General features: G+C 40.1%; 12 protein-coding genes and 1 pseudogene. 7 read left to right on the top strand and 6 right to left on the bottom strand.

All coding sequences use genetic code 11. The features are described from left to right. Window positions 1-281: 281 nt before the first annotated feature. Both H541_RS0108845 and H541_RS0108840 read left to right on the top strand, forming a co-directional pair. Entirely contained in the window at window positions 282-491 is a 210-nt protein-coding gene (locus H541_RS0108845; protein ID WP_022796960.1) for a hypothetical protein, read from the top strand. A gap of 926 nt (window positions 492-1,417) precedes the next feature. Next, window positions 1,418-1,951 (top strand): GNAT family N-acetyltransferase, encoded by a 534-nt coding sequence (locus H541_RS0108840; RefSeq protein ID WP_022796959.1) that lies wholly within the window; start codon window positions 1,418-1,420, stop codon window positions 1,949-1,951. A 212-nt stretch (window positions 1,952-2,163) separates the two neighbouring features. Here H541_RS0108840 and carB read toward each other — a convergent pair. The 4 genes and pseudogenes from carB to H541_RS0108820 all read right to left on the bottom strand — a co-directional run bounded on the left by carB (window position 2,164) and on the right by H541_RS0108820 (window position 8,793). Next, window positions 2,164-5,346, bottom strand: a pseudogene (carB, locus tag H541_RS12575) (carbamoyl-phosphate synthase large subunit). Between the two features lies 1 nt (window position 5,347). Then, window positions 5,348-6,445, bottom strand: coding sequence for a carbamoyl phosphate synthase small subunit (locus tag H541_RS0108830; protein WP_026501745.1), 1,098 nt, complete (start codon window positions 6,443-6,445; stop codon window positions 5,348-5,350). Window positions 6,446-6,548: 103 nt separating this feature from the next. Next, the gene (locus tag H541_RS0108825; protein WP_022796957.1) at window positions 6,549-7,856 is read right to left on the bottom strand and encodes a dihydroorotase; all 1,308 of its coding nucleotides are present in this window, start codon (window positions 7,854-7,856) and stop codon (window positions 6,549-6,551) included. A gap of 13 nt (window positions 7,857-7,869) precedes the next feature. Then, window positions 7,870-8,793 carry an aspartate carbamoyltransferase catalytic subunit gene (locus H541_RS0108820; RefSeq protein WP_022796956.1) on the bottom strand — a complete coding sequence of 308 codons (924 nt, stop codon included), beginning with the start codon at window positions 8,791-8,793 and terminating at the stop codon, window positions 7,870-7,872. Window positions 8,794-9,268: 475 nt separating this feature from the next. On the opposite strand from H541_RS0108820, the gene H541_RS0108815 reads away from it, so the two are divergent. The 5 genes from H541_RS0108815 to H541_RS0108795 all read left to right on the top strand — a co-directional run bounded on the left by H541_RS0108815 (window position 9,269) and on the right by H541_RS0108795 (window position 15,586). After that, window positions 9,269-10,171, top strand: coding sequence for an NAD(P)H-dependent flavin oxidoreductase (locus H541_RS0108815; protein WP_022796955.1), 903 nt, complete (start codon window positions 9,269-9,271; stop codon window positions 10,169-10,171). 322 nt (window positions 10,172-10,493) lie between these two features. After that, window positions 10,494-12,266, top strand: coding sequence for an oleate hydratase (locus H541_RS0108810; RefSeq protein ID WP_022796954.1), 1,773 nt, complete (start codon window positions 10,494-10,496; stop codon window positions 12,264-12,266). A gap of 435 nt (window positions 12,267-12,701) precedes the next feature. After that, entirely contained in the window at window positions 12,702-14,354 is a 1,653-nt protein-coding gene (gene alsS / locus H541_RS0108805; protein ID WP_022796953.1) for an acetolactate synthase AlsS, read from the top strand. Between the two features lie 17 nt (window positions 14,355-14,371). Next, window positions 14,372-15,088, top strand: coding sequence for an acetolactate decarboxylase (gene budA, locus H541_RS0108800; RefSeq protein ID WP_022796952.1), 717 nt, complete (start codon window positions 14,372-14,374; stop codon window positions 15,086-15,088). A gap of 165 nt (window positions 15,089-15,253) precedes the next feature. Further along, window positions 15,254-15,586, top strand: coding sequence for a hypothetical protein (locus H541_RS0108795; protein WP_022796951.1), 333 nt, complete (start codon window positions 15,254-15,256; stop codon window positions 15,584-15,586). 141 nt (window positions 15,587-15,727) lie between these two features. Here H541_RS0108795 and H541_RS0108790 read toward each other — a convergent pair whose 3' ends face one another. Together H541_RS0108790 and H541_RS0108785 are read right to left on the bottom strand one after the other, a co-directional pair. After that, a complete protein-coding gene (locus H541_RS0108790) occupies window positions 15,728-17,236 on the bottom strand; it encodes a PH domain-containing protein (RefSeq protein ID WP_022796950.1) in 1,509 nt (502 codons plus the stop codon). Further along, complete coding sequence (locus H541_RS0108785) at window positions 17,229-17,720, bottom strand: PH domain-containing protein (RefSeq protein WP_022796949.1); 492 nt, start codon at window positions 17,718-17,720, stop codon at window positions 17,229-17,231. The genes H541_RS0108790 and H541_RS0108785 overlap by 8 nt, the downstream gene beginning before the upstream one ends. Window positions 17,721-18,129 lie beyond the last annotated feature (409 nt).

Here is an 18,129-nt window from a genome sequence, read left to right as displayed (position 1 = left end):
GACACATCATGCTCGTCGAGTTCAAATCCAATTCAGTTGTGCAAATGTGTATGACAAAGAGTTTGAAACGATTCTTCAGAATTTAACTTACCTATGATTCGAGTGTTAAATCGATAATTTTAAAAATTATTCAAAAAAACAAGGGGAAAGTGCGCTCTTTTTTAGTAGAAATGAACTTTTCTTTTCTTCCGTTAGGAAGGAATCTAATCGATTTGTAAAAAAGAAAGAAACATTTCAGTTTCGCCTAATTTTTTGATAAAAATGTCCCTGTATAAAAATCTATGAATGATTCAGGTTCTATAAAAAATACTAAGAAAATTGAGCGAGAAAAACTTCGAGATACTGCTTTGGCATACTCAGCATTAGATGCAGCAATGCCTTCCGAAGATACGATGAAATTAGTAGAAGAATATGTAGATGGAAATATTGAAATTGTTGAGATTTTAAAAATAGTCATTGAGAAATATCACTCGTCTGAGTTAGAAAGCTGATGAGATATAATGTTGTTTAAGGCGGCTGTAGAGAATTAATCTTGAATATTTCTAGGTATGATATGTCAAACATAAATAATTATTAGTTCGTTATTTATTTTGAGTAGTCGTGTTCTGGTTTGCGTATTTTTTTGATGTACGTTTTGATGTGCGAGTTGCTTGAAGTCAGTTTAAATTGATTGATATATAGATTTAGGAAAAATCTATAAAAACCTTGATATTAAAAGGCAATTCAACTAGTTGCGTTATTTATAAGCAAAACCAGGTCTTAAGAAAGCTCGTAAAGCTTCTCAATTCTCAAAACGTTAATATTAATTATATATCAACATTTCAAGGCGCTTCTCAACTTAGTTTGTGGAAGCGTCTTTTTTGCGTTGATACCATGTACTGGTATACTGGTCGGCCTATTCGTCCGTTTGTGGGATGACTTGGATCACATCCACCAGTATGCCACTTCATCTTTCAATGATGAAGTGTCACTGTCCAAAATCCTCGCTCTTGATCGGCAAGAGGAGTAAGACATCATGGAGATCGACTATTTCCATTTACAGCTCATAAACATTGTCGACTTCGATTAATGATTACGCCTTAGCTTTCTTTTCTATAGGTTTTTGGTATAGCGTCGTGGGTCACATCGATAAGTGCCAATTCGAAACCGTCACTGTGGAGGCAGATGTACCAGTCACTTGTAAATGTTTGTTAAAGGTGAAAAGTGAGGCGAACAAAGTTTACCTATTTACTAAGTGGTTACTTGCTTGTCAGTTGTCAGACAATCTGTTGCAAGCGTTCAAAGATGCCATAAAGCGGTTGGAAATAGGTTTTTTATTTCGGTCAATTTCTTAGGCAGTAGGAGCTATGTACATATAAGGCGTAGAAGTTGTATACTAAAAAGAAGATCACGGTTAGGAATGGGAGGAACACCTACAGTGGAAGTTAGACAGATAGGCAAAGATGATGAGCAAGGTTTATTAGTGAAGAATGAACCTTTTACAATCTTTGGAGAGTTGCTTGTCAAAAGAAGCAATGAAAAGTGGGATTACGAAGTAAAAAAATACGGTCAAGATGAGATAAGTCAACAAACATTCCCAGATGAAGATTACAACTTCGAAGAGGTCACCAAAGACGGCTTTGCAATTGGCGCGTTTGAAAGTGACCAAACGGTTGGATTGGCTATTTTTAAGGAGCAATGGCATCAGTATATTTACTTAGAAGATTTAAAAGTCAATGGACAGTATCGACGGAGAGGGGTCGCACAGGCTCTTTTGGCAGCGGCTGAAGAAGTTGCTAAATCAAAAAATTATAAAGGCTTCTGGACGATTGGTCAAAACAATAACCTTGCAGCTTGCTTATTTTATGTAAAGTATGGCTTTGAAATTGGAGGGCTGGAAACAAAAGTTTACGATTACACCACACAGTCCGGTAAGTATGATATTCATTTTTACTACGATTTTGATGAGTAGTGGGAATATAAGTTATAGCAACAAGAGAAGGAATAGAAGCAGTAGAAGTAATACTTAAAGCAATTAAATGATAGATGAAGTAAAGGTTGAAACAAAGATTTCACTTAGTATAAACAAGCAAAAATATTCCCTCATAGTAGACTAGAACAGGTGACTTTTTCTAGTGTCTATTATAAGGGAATTTTATTAAGCGAAGTGATAAGTGTAAGTATCTATAGAGCTTTCGTCGAGAAGGCACGGGATTCCATGACTTTTAGGATTGCATCAGCTGTATCTAATGAGGTGAATAAAGGTACACCGTGTTCTACTGCTTCTCGGCGAATTACGAAACCATCATGAGAGGTATGTTGGCGATTTTTATCCATCGTATTGATCACGGCTTGGGTGGTGCCATTTCGAATCATATCCAAAACGGTATCTCCGGTATCGTCTGCAATTTTTGAGACGGTCTTAACGGTCAATCCGTTGGCTCTTAGATAAGCAGCTGTGCCTTCGGTGGCAGTTAAACTAAAGCCGATGTTTGAGAAGCGTTTGGCTAGAGCGAGTGCTTCTTCTTTGGTGTCATCAGCAATCGTGAATAAGACGGCACCAAATTCTGGGATGTGTAGGCCAGAGGCTTCGAATGCTTTATACAGAGCTTTCTCCAAGTTCCGGTCTGACCCCATAACCTCTCCGGTTGATTTCATTTCCGGTCCGAGGTAAGTATCGACTTTCAATAGTTTCGTAAAAGAAAACACAGGGGCTTTCACGTGCACATCTGGCGATTCGTGATAGAGACCATCTTCATAACCAAGTTCTGCCAGCGTCTTCCCAAGGATAACGGTTGTAGCGACTTGTGACATTGGTATACCAGTTACTTTACTTAAAAATGGAACGGTTCGACTAGCTCGTGGGTTTACTTCAATGACATAAACTTTATCGTGATGAATCACAAATTGGATATTCATGATGCCAATGCAATTAAGTCCCAAGGCTAATCGTTTGGTGTAGTCCTCGATTGTTTTTAAGATCTCAGACGATAGGTTTTGTGGGGGGTAAACCGCCATTGAATCGCCTGAATGGACCCCAGCACGTTCTATATGTTCCATCACACCGGGGATTAGGACTGTTTCACCATCACAGATGGCATCGACTTCGCATTCTTTTCCGATTAAATAACGGTCTACTAACACCGGATGTTCTGGTGAAGCTTTCACGGCATGTGTCATGTAGTCTTCTAGGTCACGCTGGTTATCGACGATTTCCATTGCTCGACCTCCTAAGACATAACTCGGGCGGACAAGGACGGGATAACCAATCCGAGTGGCGATTGCGACTGCTTCATCTGGATCAGTGGCTGTGTCACCTGGTGGTTGTGGTATGTTTAGTGCTTTTAAAGCGCGTTCAAATTGATCGCGGTCTTCTGCACGGTCTAAATCTTCAATACTAGTCCCCAAAATAGGAATGCCTGAGGTGACAAGTGGTTCGGCAAGGTTGATAGCTGTTTGACCACCAAATTGTACGATCACTCCAAGAGGTTGTTCTAGTTCGACCACGTTTAAAACATCTTCCAACGTTAATGGTTCAAAATAGAGTTTGTCTGAGATTGAGAAATCGGTCGAGACGGTTTCAGGATTGCTATTCATCACGATAGCCTCATAGCCTGCTGCTTGAATTGCTTTCACTGAATGGACTGTAGCATAGTCGAATTCTACACCTTGACCAATACGAATTGGACCTGATCCTAGGACCAATACAGATGGCTTATCACTCTTGATACTTTCATTTTCAATTTCATAACTACTGTAAAAATAGGGTGTAGAAGACTCAAATTCTGCGGCACAGGTATCGACCATTTTATAGACGGGGCGCAATCCTTTTTCCAGCCGCCAATCGCGAACCACTTGTTCATCACTTTCCCAGATGTCTGCAATTTTCTGATCAGTGAATCCATTTTGCTTGGCTTGTTTTAACAGCTCAAAATCAAAAGGATATTGGGCTAATGCGTATTCTAGCTCGATGATATGTAAGAGCTTGTCCAAAAAGAAGAGATCTATTTTGGTCAATTGTGCTAATTCTGTGATCGTATAGCCACGACGAATCGCCTCAGCTAAGTAAAAAAGGCGTTCGTCTTGAGCTCTCACGATTTTATCGGTCAATTCTGTATCCGGAACTTCCGACAGTTCCGAGAGTTCAAGGTGATAGGCACCAATCTCGAGGGAGCGGACAGCTTTCAGCAAGGCCTCTTCAATGTTGCGACCAATCGCCATAACTTCTCCAGTAGCTTTCATCTGCGTCCCTAGTACACGGTCCCCTGTCTCAAATTTATCGAAAGGCCAGCGAGGAATTTTGGCAACTACATAGTCTAAAGCAGGTTCAAATTCAGCATAAGTCGTCTCTGTGACGGGATTTTTCATTTCATCCAGTGTTTTTCCAATCGCAATCTTCGCTGCTAGTTTGGCAATGGGATAACCAGTTGCCTTACTCGCTAAAGCAGAGGAGCGGGATACACGGGGGTTCACTTCAATGACATAGTAGTTGAGACTATGAGGATCGAGTGCTAGTTGGACATTACAACCTCCCTCGATTTTCAAAGCCCGTATGATAGCCAGTGAAGCATCTCTAAGCATCTGATACTCATAATCAGAGAGTGTTTGACTAGGGGCAAAGACGATGGAGTCACCGGTATGGATGCCTACCGGGTCAAAATTCTCCATGTTACAAACAACGATAGTGTTATCCGCTGAATCACGCATCACTTCATATTCGATTTCTTTAAAGCCTGCAATACTTCGCTCAATCAAGCATTGTGTGACTGGGGATAGTTTCAACCCATTTTCGGCAATATGACGCAACTCTTTTTCATTATCGCACATTCCTCCACCCGTACCACCTAGGGTGAAAGCGGGTCTCACGATAATGGGGTAGCCAATCTCATTAGCAAAGGCAACGGCTTCTGCTACAGTGGTCACGATTGCTGATTCTGGAATAGGTTACTCAAGGTCTTCCATCAATTGTTTGAATAAGTCTCTGTTTTCAGCTTGATCGATGGCGGTCAGCTTGGTGCCAAGAAGTTCAATGTTAAGTTCGTCCAAAATACCGGATTTTGCGAGTTCCATTGCCATGTTCAACCCAGTCTGTCCACCTAGGGTTGGGAGAATCGCATCTGGTGTTTCTTTTCGCAGGATTTGAGAGACAAATTCATAGGTGATTGGTTCGATATAAACCTGATTGGCAATTTCTTTGTCTGTCATGATAGTTGCTGGGTTTGAGTTGACTAGAACAACTTCATAGCCTTCCTCTTTTAAAGCTAGGCAGGCTTGTGTCCCGGCATAATCAAATTCTGCCGCTTGTCCAATGACAATGGGACCAGACCCAATCACCATTATTTTCTTGATATCTGTGCGTTTTGGCAATTTAATGTTGCTCCTTCCGTGCAGCCATCATGTCTAAAAAGTCATCGAATAAATGGACGGCATCATGTGGTCCAGGTGCAGCATCAGGATGGTATTGGACACTGAATGCCGGATAACGTCGGTGTCTAAGGCCTTCGATTGTGCCATCGTTGATTTCAACGTGTGTGATGAGTAACTTTTCAGGATCAATGGAATTCTTTGCGACAGCATAGCCATGGTTTTGTGAGGTAAAATCGATTTTTCCAGTCGCAATCTCTCTGACGGGATGGTTTAAGCCCCGATGTCCAAATGACATTTTGTAAGTTTCTGCGCCATTAGCTAGCGCAAACAGTTGATGGCCTAAACAAATGCCGAAAATAGGGATCTTTCCTTGGATCTTTCGAATCATGTAGATGGCCTCTGGAAGACTTGTCGGATTCCCCGGACCATTCGTCAACATAACACCATCTGGTGCCAGATCTAAAATGTCTTCTGCTGTTGTATTGTAAGGGAGTACTGTCAAATTACAGTTGCGTTTAGAGAGTTCGCGCATAATGCTATGTTTGAGACCAAAATCAATGACCACGACATTCTGTCCTGTCCCTGGACTTGGATAAGGTTTAGTAGTGGACACTTGTGCGACTTGGTTAGTGGGTAAAACAGTTGCTTGTAAGTTAGTATAAGCTTTGTCAAACCCGAGACTAGCGTCCACGATACTTGCTTTCATTGTGCCGTGTTGTCGAATTTTACGTGTCAAAGCACGTGTATCAATGCCTGAGATACCCGTAATTCCTTTTCGTTTTAAAAAGTCGTCTAAGGTCATTTGCAAACGCCAGTTGCTCGCCAATCGTGCGTGTTCTTTGACAACGATTCCTTTACAACTTGGGGCAATTGATTCATAATCGTCACGATTCACTCCGTAATTTCCAACCATGGGATAGGTAAAAGTGATGATTTGCCCATTAAAACTTTGGTCAGTGATCGTTTCTTGATAACCGGTCATGCTAGTGGTAAATACGATTTCTCCAACTACTGGAAGATCTGCCCCAAAGCCTTCTCCTTCAAAAGTTGTGCCATCCTCTAATACCAACAACCGTTTTCTACTGTTTTTCAGACGCATATAAAGACTACTCCCTATACCATTCTCCAAATTACTCCCCATGCTATTTTTCAAACTACTCTTCATACTATTTTCTAAGTTATTCCCTAAGTTCTTAGCCACTTTATTTTCCATCTTCTATTGCCTTTTGCCACACAAGTTTGCCATCTACAAAAGTGTATTGTGTATCGCCATACAATGTTCTACCCACAAATGGGGTGTTGACAGCTTTTGATAAGAAGTGTTGGTCATCGACAGTATAAGCAGTGTCTAAGTCAAAAATGGCTAAGTCAGCTGGTGCACCGATCTCTAGACGACCGGTTTTAGAAATGTTAAATAACTCAGCTGGTTTGATAGCCATCCAGTTGATCACTTGTTCTAAGGTGAAGATGCCAGACTTGACGAAATAGGTATAAATCAATTGGAAGGCATACTCTGAACCGACGATGCCAAAAGGAGCTTGGCGAAAAGAGCAACATTTTTCTTCCTTACCATGTGGCGCATGATCGGTTGAGATACAATCGATTGTGCCATCTAATAGACCTTCAATGAGTGCTTGTTGGTCATCCGTCGCCCGTAAGGGGGGATTCATTTTCCAGTAGCCATGGTCTTTTGGAATGTCCTCGTCAACAAGTATCAAGTGATGAGGACAAACTTCTGCTGTGACGTGTATACCAGCTTTTTTGGCATCGCGAATGACACGAACACTTTCCTTTGTTGAGACATGACACACATGGTAGTGGACACCAGTCTCTTCTGCTAGGATGACATCTCTGGCGATTTGAGAAGATTCTGTCGCACTGATGATACCAGGGAGTCCTAACTCTTTGGATCGTTTTCCTGCATGCATCACCCCACCAAACAATAACGATTCATCCTCTGTATGTGCGACGATGGGCATCTTGTTTTTGGCAGCTTCCTTCATGGCTAGATACATGGTGCCGGCTGTTTGTACGCCAACACCATCGTTGGTAAAGGCGAAGGCTCCAGCTTTCTTTAGCTCTAATTGATCCACTAAAACTTCACTACGTAATTTTTCAGTGATAGGAGCATACTGCAAGGTTTTGACCACTGAATCACGTGCAATAATCTCTTGAACTTTTTTGAACTTTTCAACTGTATCGGGAACGGGGTCAAGATTTGGCATCGCACAAACCGTGGTAAAGCCACCACGAGCTGCGGCCTGGCTACCGGTTTTTATGGTTTCTTTATAGGTAAATCCAGGTTCTCTGAAATGAACGTGGACATCTACGAGACCTGGCGTGATTAACTGGCCTTTTACATCGATGATTTGATCAATGGGATGGTCAAAAATGTCATCATCGAAAGCTTCGCCTATGGCATGAATCTTGCCATCCTTGAGCCAAATAGAAACGTCTATCAACTGGTTATCATGTGAAATAATTTTGCCATTCTTGAGTAGTGTGTGCATGACTATCTCCTTATTAGTGGCTGGTTAAAACGGCTTCTAAAATTGCCATACGGACAAAAACACCATTCGACATTTGGGTTACAATGCGAGATTGCGAGCTTTCAACCAGTGAATCTGCAATCTCTACATCTCGATTGACGGGGGCTGGATGCATAATGATCGCTCTTTCTGCCATTCTTGCTGCTCGTTCGACCGTTAAGCCATGTTTTTGATGATACTCTTCTTTTGAAAAACTCTCATGGTCATCATGTCGCTCATGTTGCACGCGAAGCATCATCATTACGTCTACTTCATTTACTAAGTCATCAATCGGTAGATAGTGTCCATAAGCTTCAAAGGCTGGATCATACCAGTTTTCAGGTCCTGAGAAGTAAACCTGAGCACCAAGGCGCTTCAACATTTGCATGTTTGATTTGGCAACTCTAGAGTGTGTAATATCGCCAATAATCGCGACTTTTAAATGCTCGAACGTGCCGAACTCTTCATAGATTGTCAACAGATCCAACAAACATTGCGATGGATGCTGACCACTTCCATCGCCGCCATTGATGATACTGCAATGGATCGTAGGACTTTGAACCAATTGCTCATAGTAGTTCTCGTCGCTATGACGGATAACGGCAACATCTACGCCAATCGCTGACATTGTCAATACCGTATCGTATAAGGTTTCACCTTTTTGGACAGAGCTAGTATCAGTATCGAATGGTAGGACCTCTATTCCCAGTTTCTTTTCTGCAACTTCAAAACTTTTATGGGTCCGTGTGCTGTTTTCAAAAAATAAATTGGTGGCAAAATACTGTTCTTTTTCAGGTGCCCATTTTGCACCATATTTAAATGCTTGTCCACGATGAATTAATCCCATCACTTCTTGATCTGTCAAAGATTCCACTGATAATAAATGTTTGAGACGTACTTGTGTTGAGTTGCTGATCATGTTTTCTACCTCCTAAAAACCGTTGTTCTCGTCGAGTGATGTCGCAAATGAGTTATGGCTAAAAAAAAACTCCTGCCCTAATGATGGCAGGAGAGAAGTCCAACTTAACAGTCATATCCTAAAAAAGAATACAAGCAGTCTATTCGAATCAGGTGGATCAGCCCGCAGACCGTCTAATGATTCGAGTTACTTCCTTCATAGCCTCACAGGACTAACTTAAAGGATCAGTTACAGTTATTCGATTTTAATAACTATACTTTTTTCCATCGCTAAAATCAAATGATTTCATGAATATTTTCTAAATATTTAGAAAAAATGATTTGCTTTTCGACAAATTGGTATTTATAACGTATAATGTATGTATGGTTAACGTATAATCATCGTATGGTTAATGTGTGGATACTGGATGGGTGATGTAGGTAAAAGATAGGATAATGACAAAAAGGACACAGGTAAAAAGGAGGTTATGATAAGGGTGAAAGACAAGAGAATAACAGAGTTGTTAGGTATTAAGTTCCCCATCTTTCAAGGCGCGATGACGGGAGTGTCAGATCATAGACTAGCTGGAGCAGTCTCATCAGCAGGTGGTTTAGGAATCATTGCGTCGAGTGGTTTATCCGCTGAAGAATTGCGAGCAGAGATTAGGGCTGTACGACGGATGACATCACAGCCGTTTGCGGTCAACTTGATGTTGATGTTGAAAAATTGTCAAGAACTTGTCGAAGTGATTATCGAAGAAAAAGTGCCTATTATTACAACAGGGGCTGGCTCTCCAAAAAAACTGATGCCACTTTTAAAAGCAGCAGGTATTATAGTTATCCCCGTAATCCCAAGTGCTTCGATTGCAAAGAAAATGGCAGCTGTAGGCTGTGATGCTGTCATTGTAGAAGGTGCTGAATCAGGGGGACATATAGGAAAAGTTTCTACGTTAGTTTTAGTTCAAGCAGCATTACAAGCAGTGACGATTCCAGTTATAGCTGCTGGTGGTATTGCAACACGAGCTGGGGTGACAGGGATGATAGCTAGTGGTGCAGCAGGTGTACAATGTGGTACCATTTTTCTGGCATCTGATGAGTGCCCGATATCAGATAGTTATAAGCAGAAAATCGTAGAAGCTAATGAAGTAGATACAGTAGTCTTAGGAACTGCTTATAACCGCCCCCTTCGAGTGTTGGCTAACTACATGACTGAACAATATTTTGAGCGAGAGGAAAATAATGAGTTGCCAGAAGAGTTGAAAAGTTGGGTAGATCAAGCTTTTCGAGCTATTGAAACAGGTGATAGCGATAATGGTGCGATGCTTGCAGGCCAAAGCGTAGGATTAATTCATGAAATAATGAGCGTAGAAAGCATATTGAATAGCTTGTATGACAATTAGGAACTTTCCTTGATGTTGCGGTATGCTTCATGCTCATGGTGGAGGACAATTTTTTTGTTATTAGTCTAACTGTAAGGCTTTTGCTCTTTATAACAAAAAATATACTTAAGCAGAAAACATTCACTACTTTATATAACATTTATGAAGACTTTTTACTGCATAAAGTGGTCATTCATTTCTTCTTCAATTAAGCTAAATATTTTGCAAATAAACAATAGAAAATGCTTATGTAACAAAGGGTTTTGCTTGATAAAAAGAATACCGTAAGAGTACAATCTAAATGAACACAAAATGGCTTAGAAGAAATGAAGGAGAGTGCATTATGTATTATAGTAATGGTAATTATGAAGCATTTGCCACCCCAAGAAAGCCCAAGGGTGTGGATCAAAAATCTGCTTATATCGTAGGGTCTGGATTAGCTGGTCTAGCAGCAGCTGTTTTCTTGATTCGTGATGGACATATGAAAGGTGAACAGGTCCATATTTTGGAAGAACTTCCATTAGCTGGTGGTTCTCTAGATGGGATTGATAGACCAGGCGTTGGTTTTATTACTCGTGGTGGCCGTGAGATGGAAAATCATTTCGAATGTTTGTGGGATCTCTATCGGTCAATTCCATCGCTCGAAGTTCCTGGAGCTAGTTATTTAGACGAGTACTATTGGTTGGATAAGGATGATCCTAATTCATCTAATTGTCGGTTGATCCATAATCGTGGGAATCGTGTGGAAGATGATGGAGAGTATACGCTTGGAAAACATTCTGAGGAGTTGATCAAGTTAGTGATGACCCCAGAAGAAAAACTGGGCACCCAAACGATTGAAGAGTATTTCTCAGATGCATTCTTTGACAGTAACTTTTGGACCTATTGGGCAACTATGTTTGCTTTTGAAAAATGGCACTCAGTGGCTGAGATGCGTCGGTACACTATGCGATTTATCCATCATATTGACGGCTTGCCAGATTTCACAGCACTCAAATTCAATAAATACAATCAATATGACTCGATGGTCAAACCATTGATTAAATACCTAGAAGACCAAGAGGTAGATGTTCAATTTGATACAACGGTTATGAATGTTATCGTTGATTTTGACGGTGGCAAGAAAGTGGCTAAAGAGTTGCAATTACTTGTTAGTGGTGAAGAGAAGACAGTCCCATTGACTGAAAATGATCTTGTTTTCGTCACGAATGGATCAATTACTGAAAGTTCAACATATGGGAGTCAAACGGAACCAGCACCAGTCACTAATGAACTTGGTGGGTCATGGAACTTGTGGGAAAACTTAGCAGCTCAATCGGATGAATTTGGTCATCCTGGAGTTTTCTATAAGAATCTTCCTAAAAAGAGTTGGTTCGTTTCAGCAACTGCAACAATTAAGAATACCGAAGTTGATCCTTATATCGAACGATTGACAAAACGTGATCTTCACGATGGTAAAGTCAATACTGGTGGGATTATTACGATTACAGACTCAAACTGGTTGATGAGTTTTGCCGTCCATCGCCAACCACACTTTAAAGAACAAAAACCAAATGAAACAACGGTTTGGATTTATGGGTTGTATTCTGACGAACCCGGTAACTACATCAAGAAACCTATTGTAGAGTGTACAGGTCAAGAAATTGCAGAAGAGTTATTGTATCACTTAGGGGTTCCTGATAGTAAAATCCCAGTTTTATCTAAAGAAGACTCAATCAACACTGTACCAGTCTACATGCCGTTTATAACCTCTTACTTCATGCCCCGGTTCAAAGGTGACCGTCCGGATGTAGTCCCTGAAGGATCAGTGAACTTAGCCTTTATTGGGAACTTCGCCGAATCACCTTCAAGAGATACAGTATTTACAACCGAATATTCCGTTCGTACAGCTATGGAAGCTGTCTACATGTTGTTAGATGTTGAAAGAGGTGTTCCAGAGGTCTTCAACTCGATTTATGATATCCGTGAGTTACTACGGGCTATGTACTATATGAATGATAAGAAGACAATTTTGGAAGCAGACTTACCAATTCCTAAATTAATCAAGAAAGTCGGTTTGAAGAAAATCAAGGGAACATGGCTAGAAGAATTGTTAGCTGATGCAAAATTGATTTAGAGACTTGAGCGGATGTCTTGAGCTGATTTAGTGCAAGAGTTTGTATTTTTTGAGGAATTTGTTTACTGATTGAGTAGCTATTTGAATAGCTATTAAAAACGAAAGATAACAAATCGAAATACAAATCGAAATAACAATTTAAGTAACAATTGAAGTAGCGACAGAAATAACAATAGAAATAACGACAAAAGTAACAATAGAGTTACCTAGCAATGCAATTACAATAACAAAGGAATAAAAAGTATCGTTCTCTCTAGCTAAAAAAAGAGAGAACGATACTTTTTTTATAAATGGCTAGGGGATGGGAGAGTAAACGCTTGCTTTTTAGTAAACAAAAATATAACAGATTTAATTAGTTGTAAAAGGTTGATAAATAAATATTTCGTGCTAGAATAGTTCATAACACTAATACAGATTCTGAGAAGAGGTAATACAGTGAAGAAAAAGGGCGCAAATATTATTGTTGAGAGTTTAACGAACCACCGTGTACCATATATATTTGGAATACCTGGTGCTAAGATCGATGGTTTATTCGATGCTTTAGAAGATAATGGACCAGAGTTGATTGTTGCTCGGCATGAACAAAATGCTGCCTTTATGGCCCAAGCTATTGGTCGTTTGACGGGTGAACCTGGGGTAGTTATTGCTACAAGTGGTCCAGGAGCTAGTAATCTCGCAACAGGTCTTGTAACGGCAACGGCTGAAGGAGATCCAGTGCTAGCATTAGCAGGACAAGTTAAACGGTCAGATTTATCAAAATTAACGCACCAAAGTATGAATAATGCTGCTTTATTTAGCCCCATCACCAAGTACAGCACAGAAGTCCAAGATCCTGAAACCTTGTCTGAAAATATTGCGAATGCGTATCGTATCGCTAAAACAGCAAAAAAAGGGGCAAGTTTTCTATCAATCCCTCAAGATGTCACAGATGGAGAAGTAACGGGAGAAGCTATCAAACCATTATGTGCACCTAAGTTAGGGATAGCAGACAAAGCGGATATTGATGGTGTTGTCCAAAAAATCAAAGAGGCTAAGTTGCCGGTGTTATTAGTAGGAATGAGGGCTTCAGCTGAAGCGGAGACAGAGGCTATTCGTCATTTAGTTAAAAAGACTGGGTTACCAGTTGTTGAAACTTTCCAAGGGGCTGGGATCATTTCTAGAGATCTTGAAAAGCATTTCTTTGGTCGTGTAGGACTGTTTAGAAATCAACCTGGTGACATGTTATTGAAGCGCAGTGATTTGGTGATTGCTGTAGGGTACGATCCAATTGAATACGAAGCACGTAACTGGAATGCTGAAAAAGATGCAAGAGTGATCGTGATCGATGAGGCACCAATGGAAATTGATTCTTACATGCAACCCGTGGTTGAGTTGATCGGTAGCATAGCTAAAACCATTGAACAAGTATCAGCGGCTTGTGGAGAGTATGCGCTAACGGAGGATTCAAGTCGGTATTTAGAGACCTTGCAAACGAAACTATCATCTGGTGAGCAGGATGTTCATAGTGCAGCTGATACCCTTCATCCGTTAGAAATCGTCGATGCTTTACAACAAAAAGTAACAGATAATATGACCCTGACAGTCGATGTCGGAAGTCATTACATCTGGATGGCGCGTCATTTTAGGTCTTATGAACCACGCCATTTATTATTTAGTAACGGTATGCAAACGCTGGGGGTCGCATTGCCTTGGGCAATAGCAGCTGCTTTAGTTCGTCCAGAAGAAAAGATTATCTCAGTTTCAGGTGACGGAGGATTCTTATTTTCAGCACAAGAGTTAGAAACGGCAGTTCGCTTGAACCAAAACATCACGCATATCATTTGGAACGATGGAGCCTATAACATGGTTGAGTTCCAAGAAGAAATGAAATATAACAGATCTTCGGGTGTTAAATTTGGGCCGGTTGATTTTGTGAAGTATGCTGAGTCATTTGGTGCGAAAGGTTTACGAGCAACGTCCAAAGAAGGTCTCTTAGCTGCCATCGATGAAGGATTAGCGACAGATGGACCAGTGATCATTGATGTTCCAGTTGATTACTCGGATAATGCTGAACTCGGAAAAACGATGTTACCAGACCAATTTTATTAAAAGGGGTTTTGAACAAAATGAGTATCAATCATAACAGTTATGTTTATCAACATGGGACTTTAGGTGGTTTAATGGAGGACTTGATGGATGGTACTGTGCCAATCAAGGCATTATTGGCACATGGCACTGATGGCATCGGGACTTTAGCGGGGTCTAATGGCGAAGTCATCTTTTTAGATGGTCTGACTTACCATGTCGACGAAAGTGGAAAAGTCAAGCAACTCAGTGGGTCTGAGATGACACCTTATTCAGCCGTCACGACTTTTGTTGCAGATAATAGCTTTTCAATCACCAAACAAACGACAGCTGAAGATGTCAAAAAAGCTATTTTAGAGACGATCAGTCCTAATTTATTTGCGGGTGTTAAAATAAGAGGGACATTTTCGAAAATGCATGTACGGGTGTCCCCAAAACAAGTGAAACCTTATCCTAAATTTGTGGAGATTATTAAAAACCAACCAGAGTTTAAAACAACCGACGTCAAAGGAACAATCGTTGGTTTCTTTACCCCAAAGTTATTCCATGGGGCTTCAGTTGCGGGCTTTCATTTACATTTTATTAGTGATGATCAGACATTTGCTGGACATATTCTTGATTTTGAACTGAAAAATGGCGAGATAGAAACGATGGAAGCAGCAGAATTGCGCCAACACTTTCCAGTTGATAATAGAGAGTATCTTACACATGAAATAGACGTTGCTCGTGTCCAAAAGGATATTGAAAAAGCAGAATAAGCAGGGAAACGCAGGTTAAGTGTTTGTCTAAAAGGGTTCCTCTTAGGAGAAGTTTTTCTTTGGATAACTATTGTTTAGCCGATATAATGAAGGTAATCTTAGGGGCCAAAGGAGTTGACAAACATGAGTGATTGAGATCAAGATAGAAAACGGGATAGAGAAGATATGTCATCGCGATTGATCAATCAACAATTGTGGAGTAATCGAACACTTGGAGGAAACATCAGATTTGTTGCTAATGACTTTGTAGATGAACCAGCTCAAGACGATTCATTCTGGTTATCACGCATATTCTATAGTTCAGTTTGTTACGCTATAAGTGCCTTACTATTCTTTCTGATCTTTCACTCACTACTGCTTGAAACTGAAACGAGTGCGGGCTTATTATATTTAGCTATTTATCTTAGCTGTACCATTATTGGTGGCTATGTGGCGACAGTGGTTGTCGGAAACACTGTGATAAAAAAAGCTGAACAGCAGCATCAAAAAAATAAGTAATAGCTATGCGTTATAAGCACTAGCTATAAAAAGCAACTAGGACAGCAACTGTTATTATGTCGTGAATTTACAAAAGAGTGTCAAAAAAGAGAAATTCAAAGGCTTAAGTGATGCCATTTGAGTTTCTCTTTTTTAGTTTTTTTAGATTAGAGATGATTTTGTCCGATAAAAGGTTTCAATCTGTTTAATGACTTTTTGGTCTACAAACCTTAGACTGAGGGTTGTTGCATCGGTTCCTACTTTGACCCAAAGTTCAAAATGACCAAGACCTTTTCGGTAGAGCCATGGGGTAGTCCGTTTACAGAAAGCTTGTATTTTAGTGTGCTTGACGTAGGTCCGTATGTTAGTTAAGAAGAGATAATGCTGGGTACACAACACTTCTTTGTGAGTGATGGCATAACCCTGAAACCGACAATCTAACCAACTGGAAATGAGACCTAAGGCAGTTAATAAGACCAGTATCATAGCTATCCATTTGTGAAAATAGGCAGCGACTATGATAACCGGGATAGTTAAAAGGTACCACCTGAAAAAATACCACAACTGTTTCCGTGACGTATATGCAATGCCAGAATTTGTGAGGTCCCATTCTGGTAGTAAGGAAGCTAAGACAGTTTGTAACTCTTTTTCACGAACAATTGGTAAAAGATAGAAAGTGGCATCATCACCTTCAGAGTTTTCTGTTGCTTGGCCACCAGCTAGTAACAGTTCAACTGAAGTTAATCCTAACAGTTTTCTTAAAATTTGTTGTTTGACTTTGATTCCTTGTATTTTGGCGATAGGAATTGTTTGCGTACTACGTTCAAACAGTCCCTTTTCAATGACAACATAGTGATCAGTCCGAGAGCTTTTAAAGTTGTAATATCTGAAAAAATTTCTAGCAATTGAGAAAAGAGATAATAGCAAAAGGACAATAACGGAGAGCCCAACAGCTAGCCAAATGCTCTGAGTCAGTAGTTCGTTTGTATAATTAGAAACAGAATGAAGCCAATCACTTGGCACAAAATCATCTGCAAATGTTAAAAATGCAAGCAATAGTGCGACAATACTGAGGTCAGTCAGACTAAATAAAACGATCTGCCCATCACTAACGATATGAGAGTAGCGTGGGTTCTCAACTGTTTCACTAGGGGGTTGTGCGGAATGATCGTGATCAACTCCTGAGTTATCTATCATCTCAACAGCTTCTGTATGCGTGTCTTGTTCAGTTTTAGCGGTCACTGCTTGGTGGGAACGATGTTGTTCGATGGTTGTCAATACATCTTCTTTAACTGCTGGAAAATCTGCTTCCGCTTTATCTCCTTGACCACCTGCCGTCTCAATGAGAAGTTGGATTACTCCAAAGGGTTTAAAAAAGAACCATTGTCTCTTTTTGATGGTTTGGATTCGATCGTATGGAATATCAATTTCTTTACGGTTTAAAACACCGCGGTAAAGAATCAACTTATCAGGTGTTATTTGGTATCCTTGCGTGTAATATTTGATTAATGCTATAAGGCTAAATAGTATGATAAGAGCAGCTAAGAGTCCTAAAGCAAACCAAACGTTACTGCTTATTAAAACATATAATACAATCAAAAAGGTATTACGGAGCCTTTTAAAAATCTCGACTAGGACATAGGCGGGATGAAAGCGAGTTCGTTCAGACATCTTCCTTCGCCACCTTTACTAAGTCAACAATCTGCTCTCTTAAAGCTTGTGCTTCAGTCACATCTAACCCGGAAATGTGGTGACTAGTTGCGGCTGTATTAATAATGATTTCCATTAAGTTAGCCCGTCGCAAAAGAGGTCCCTGTTCTGTTTCAATATGTTGGATCCGATTGATTGGGACAAAAGTGATTTTACGAAAGATATAACCACTTTGAAAGGCCAACTCAGTGGGGTTGATTTCAAACCGATGAAACTTATAACGATATGGTATGAGGCAAAGAGAGATGATGGTAGACAAGATAACAACGACGAAAAATACAGACACTGTCCAATACCAGAAGCTGTTAAACCAATTAAAATAAGCGAGAATGGCGATGGCTATGCCACCTATTACTAAGAAAAATAAGCTAGAAATCAAACTAGATAAACGCCACACTCCCTTAATCCGCTCGGGCATTTGGTTCGTTAATAGTGGATAATTCAAACGATGAGCCTCCTCTTGACGTCAATAACCGCCATTATAATATAGGGTAGTGTACCATGTTAGAGCATGGTGCTATTATTAATTTCATTTATAGGGTCAATGCTATTTACCAACGATGTGCTATCCTGACCTTTTAGGGCTAATTAAAGTGTAGCACAATGGGGTGTGAGAATGGTAAAATAACTGTTATTAAGATAAATCATATCATATTTAGTGATACACTGATCAAATGAGAAGAAAAGAAAGCTATTTATGTGTATTATACTAGTAAGCCCTACAGGGAGTATTGGCAAGTTATTATAAATGGTTTAAACGGTTCTGTTGCAAAGTTTTAAATCTACTATCAAATAAGGTAGAATAATAGAAAAAGATAGCAGGAGGAATGACGATGAATCATTTTAAAGGAAAG

The sequence above is a fragment of the Bavariicoccus seileri WCC 4188 genome (assembly GCF_000421665.1).
Taxonomy (GTDB): domain Bacteria; phylum Bacillota; class Bacilli; order Lactobacillales; family Aerococcaceae; genus Bavariicoccus; species Bavariicoccus seileri.
The sequence above is the reverse complement of the archived record's forward strand: the minus strand, read 5'-3'. Positions and strand labels throughout refer to the sequence as shown.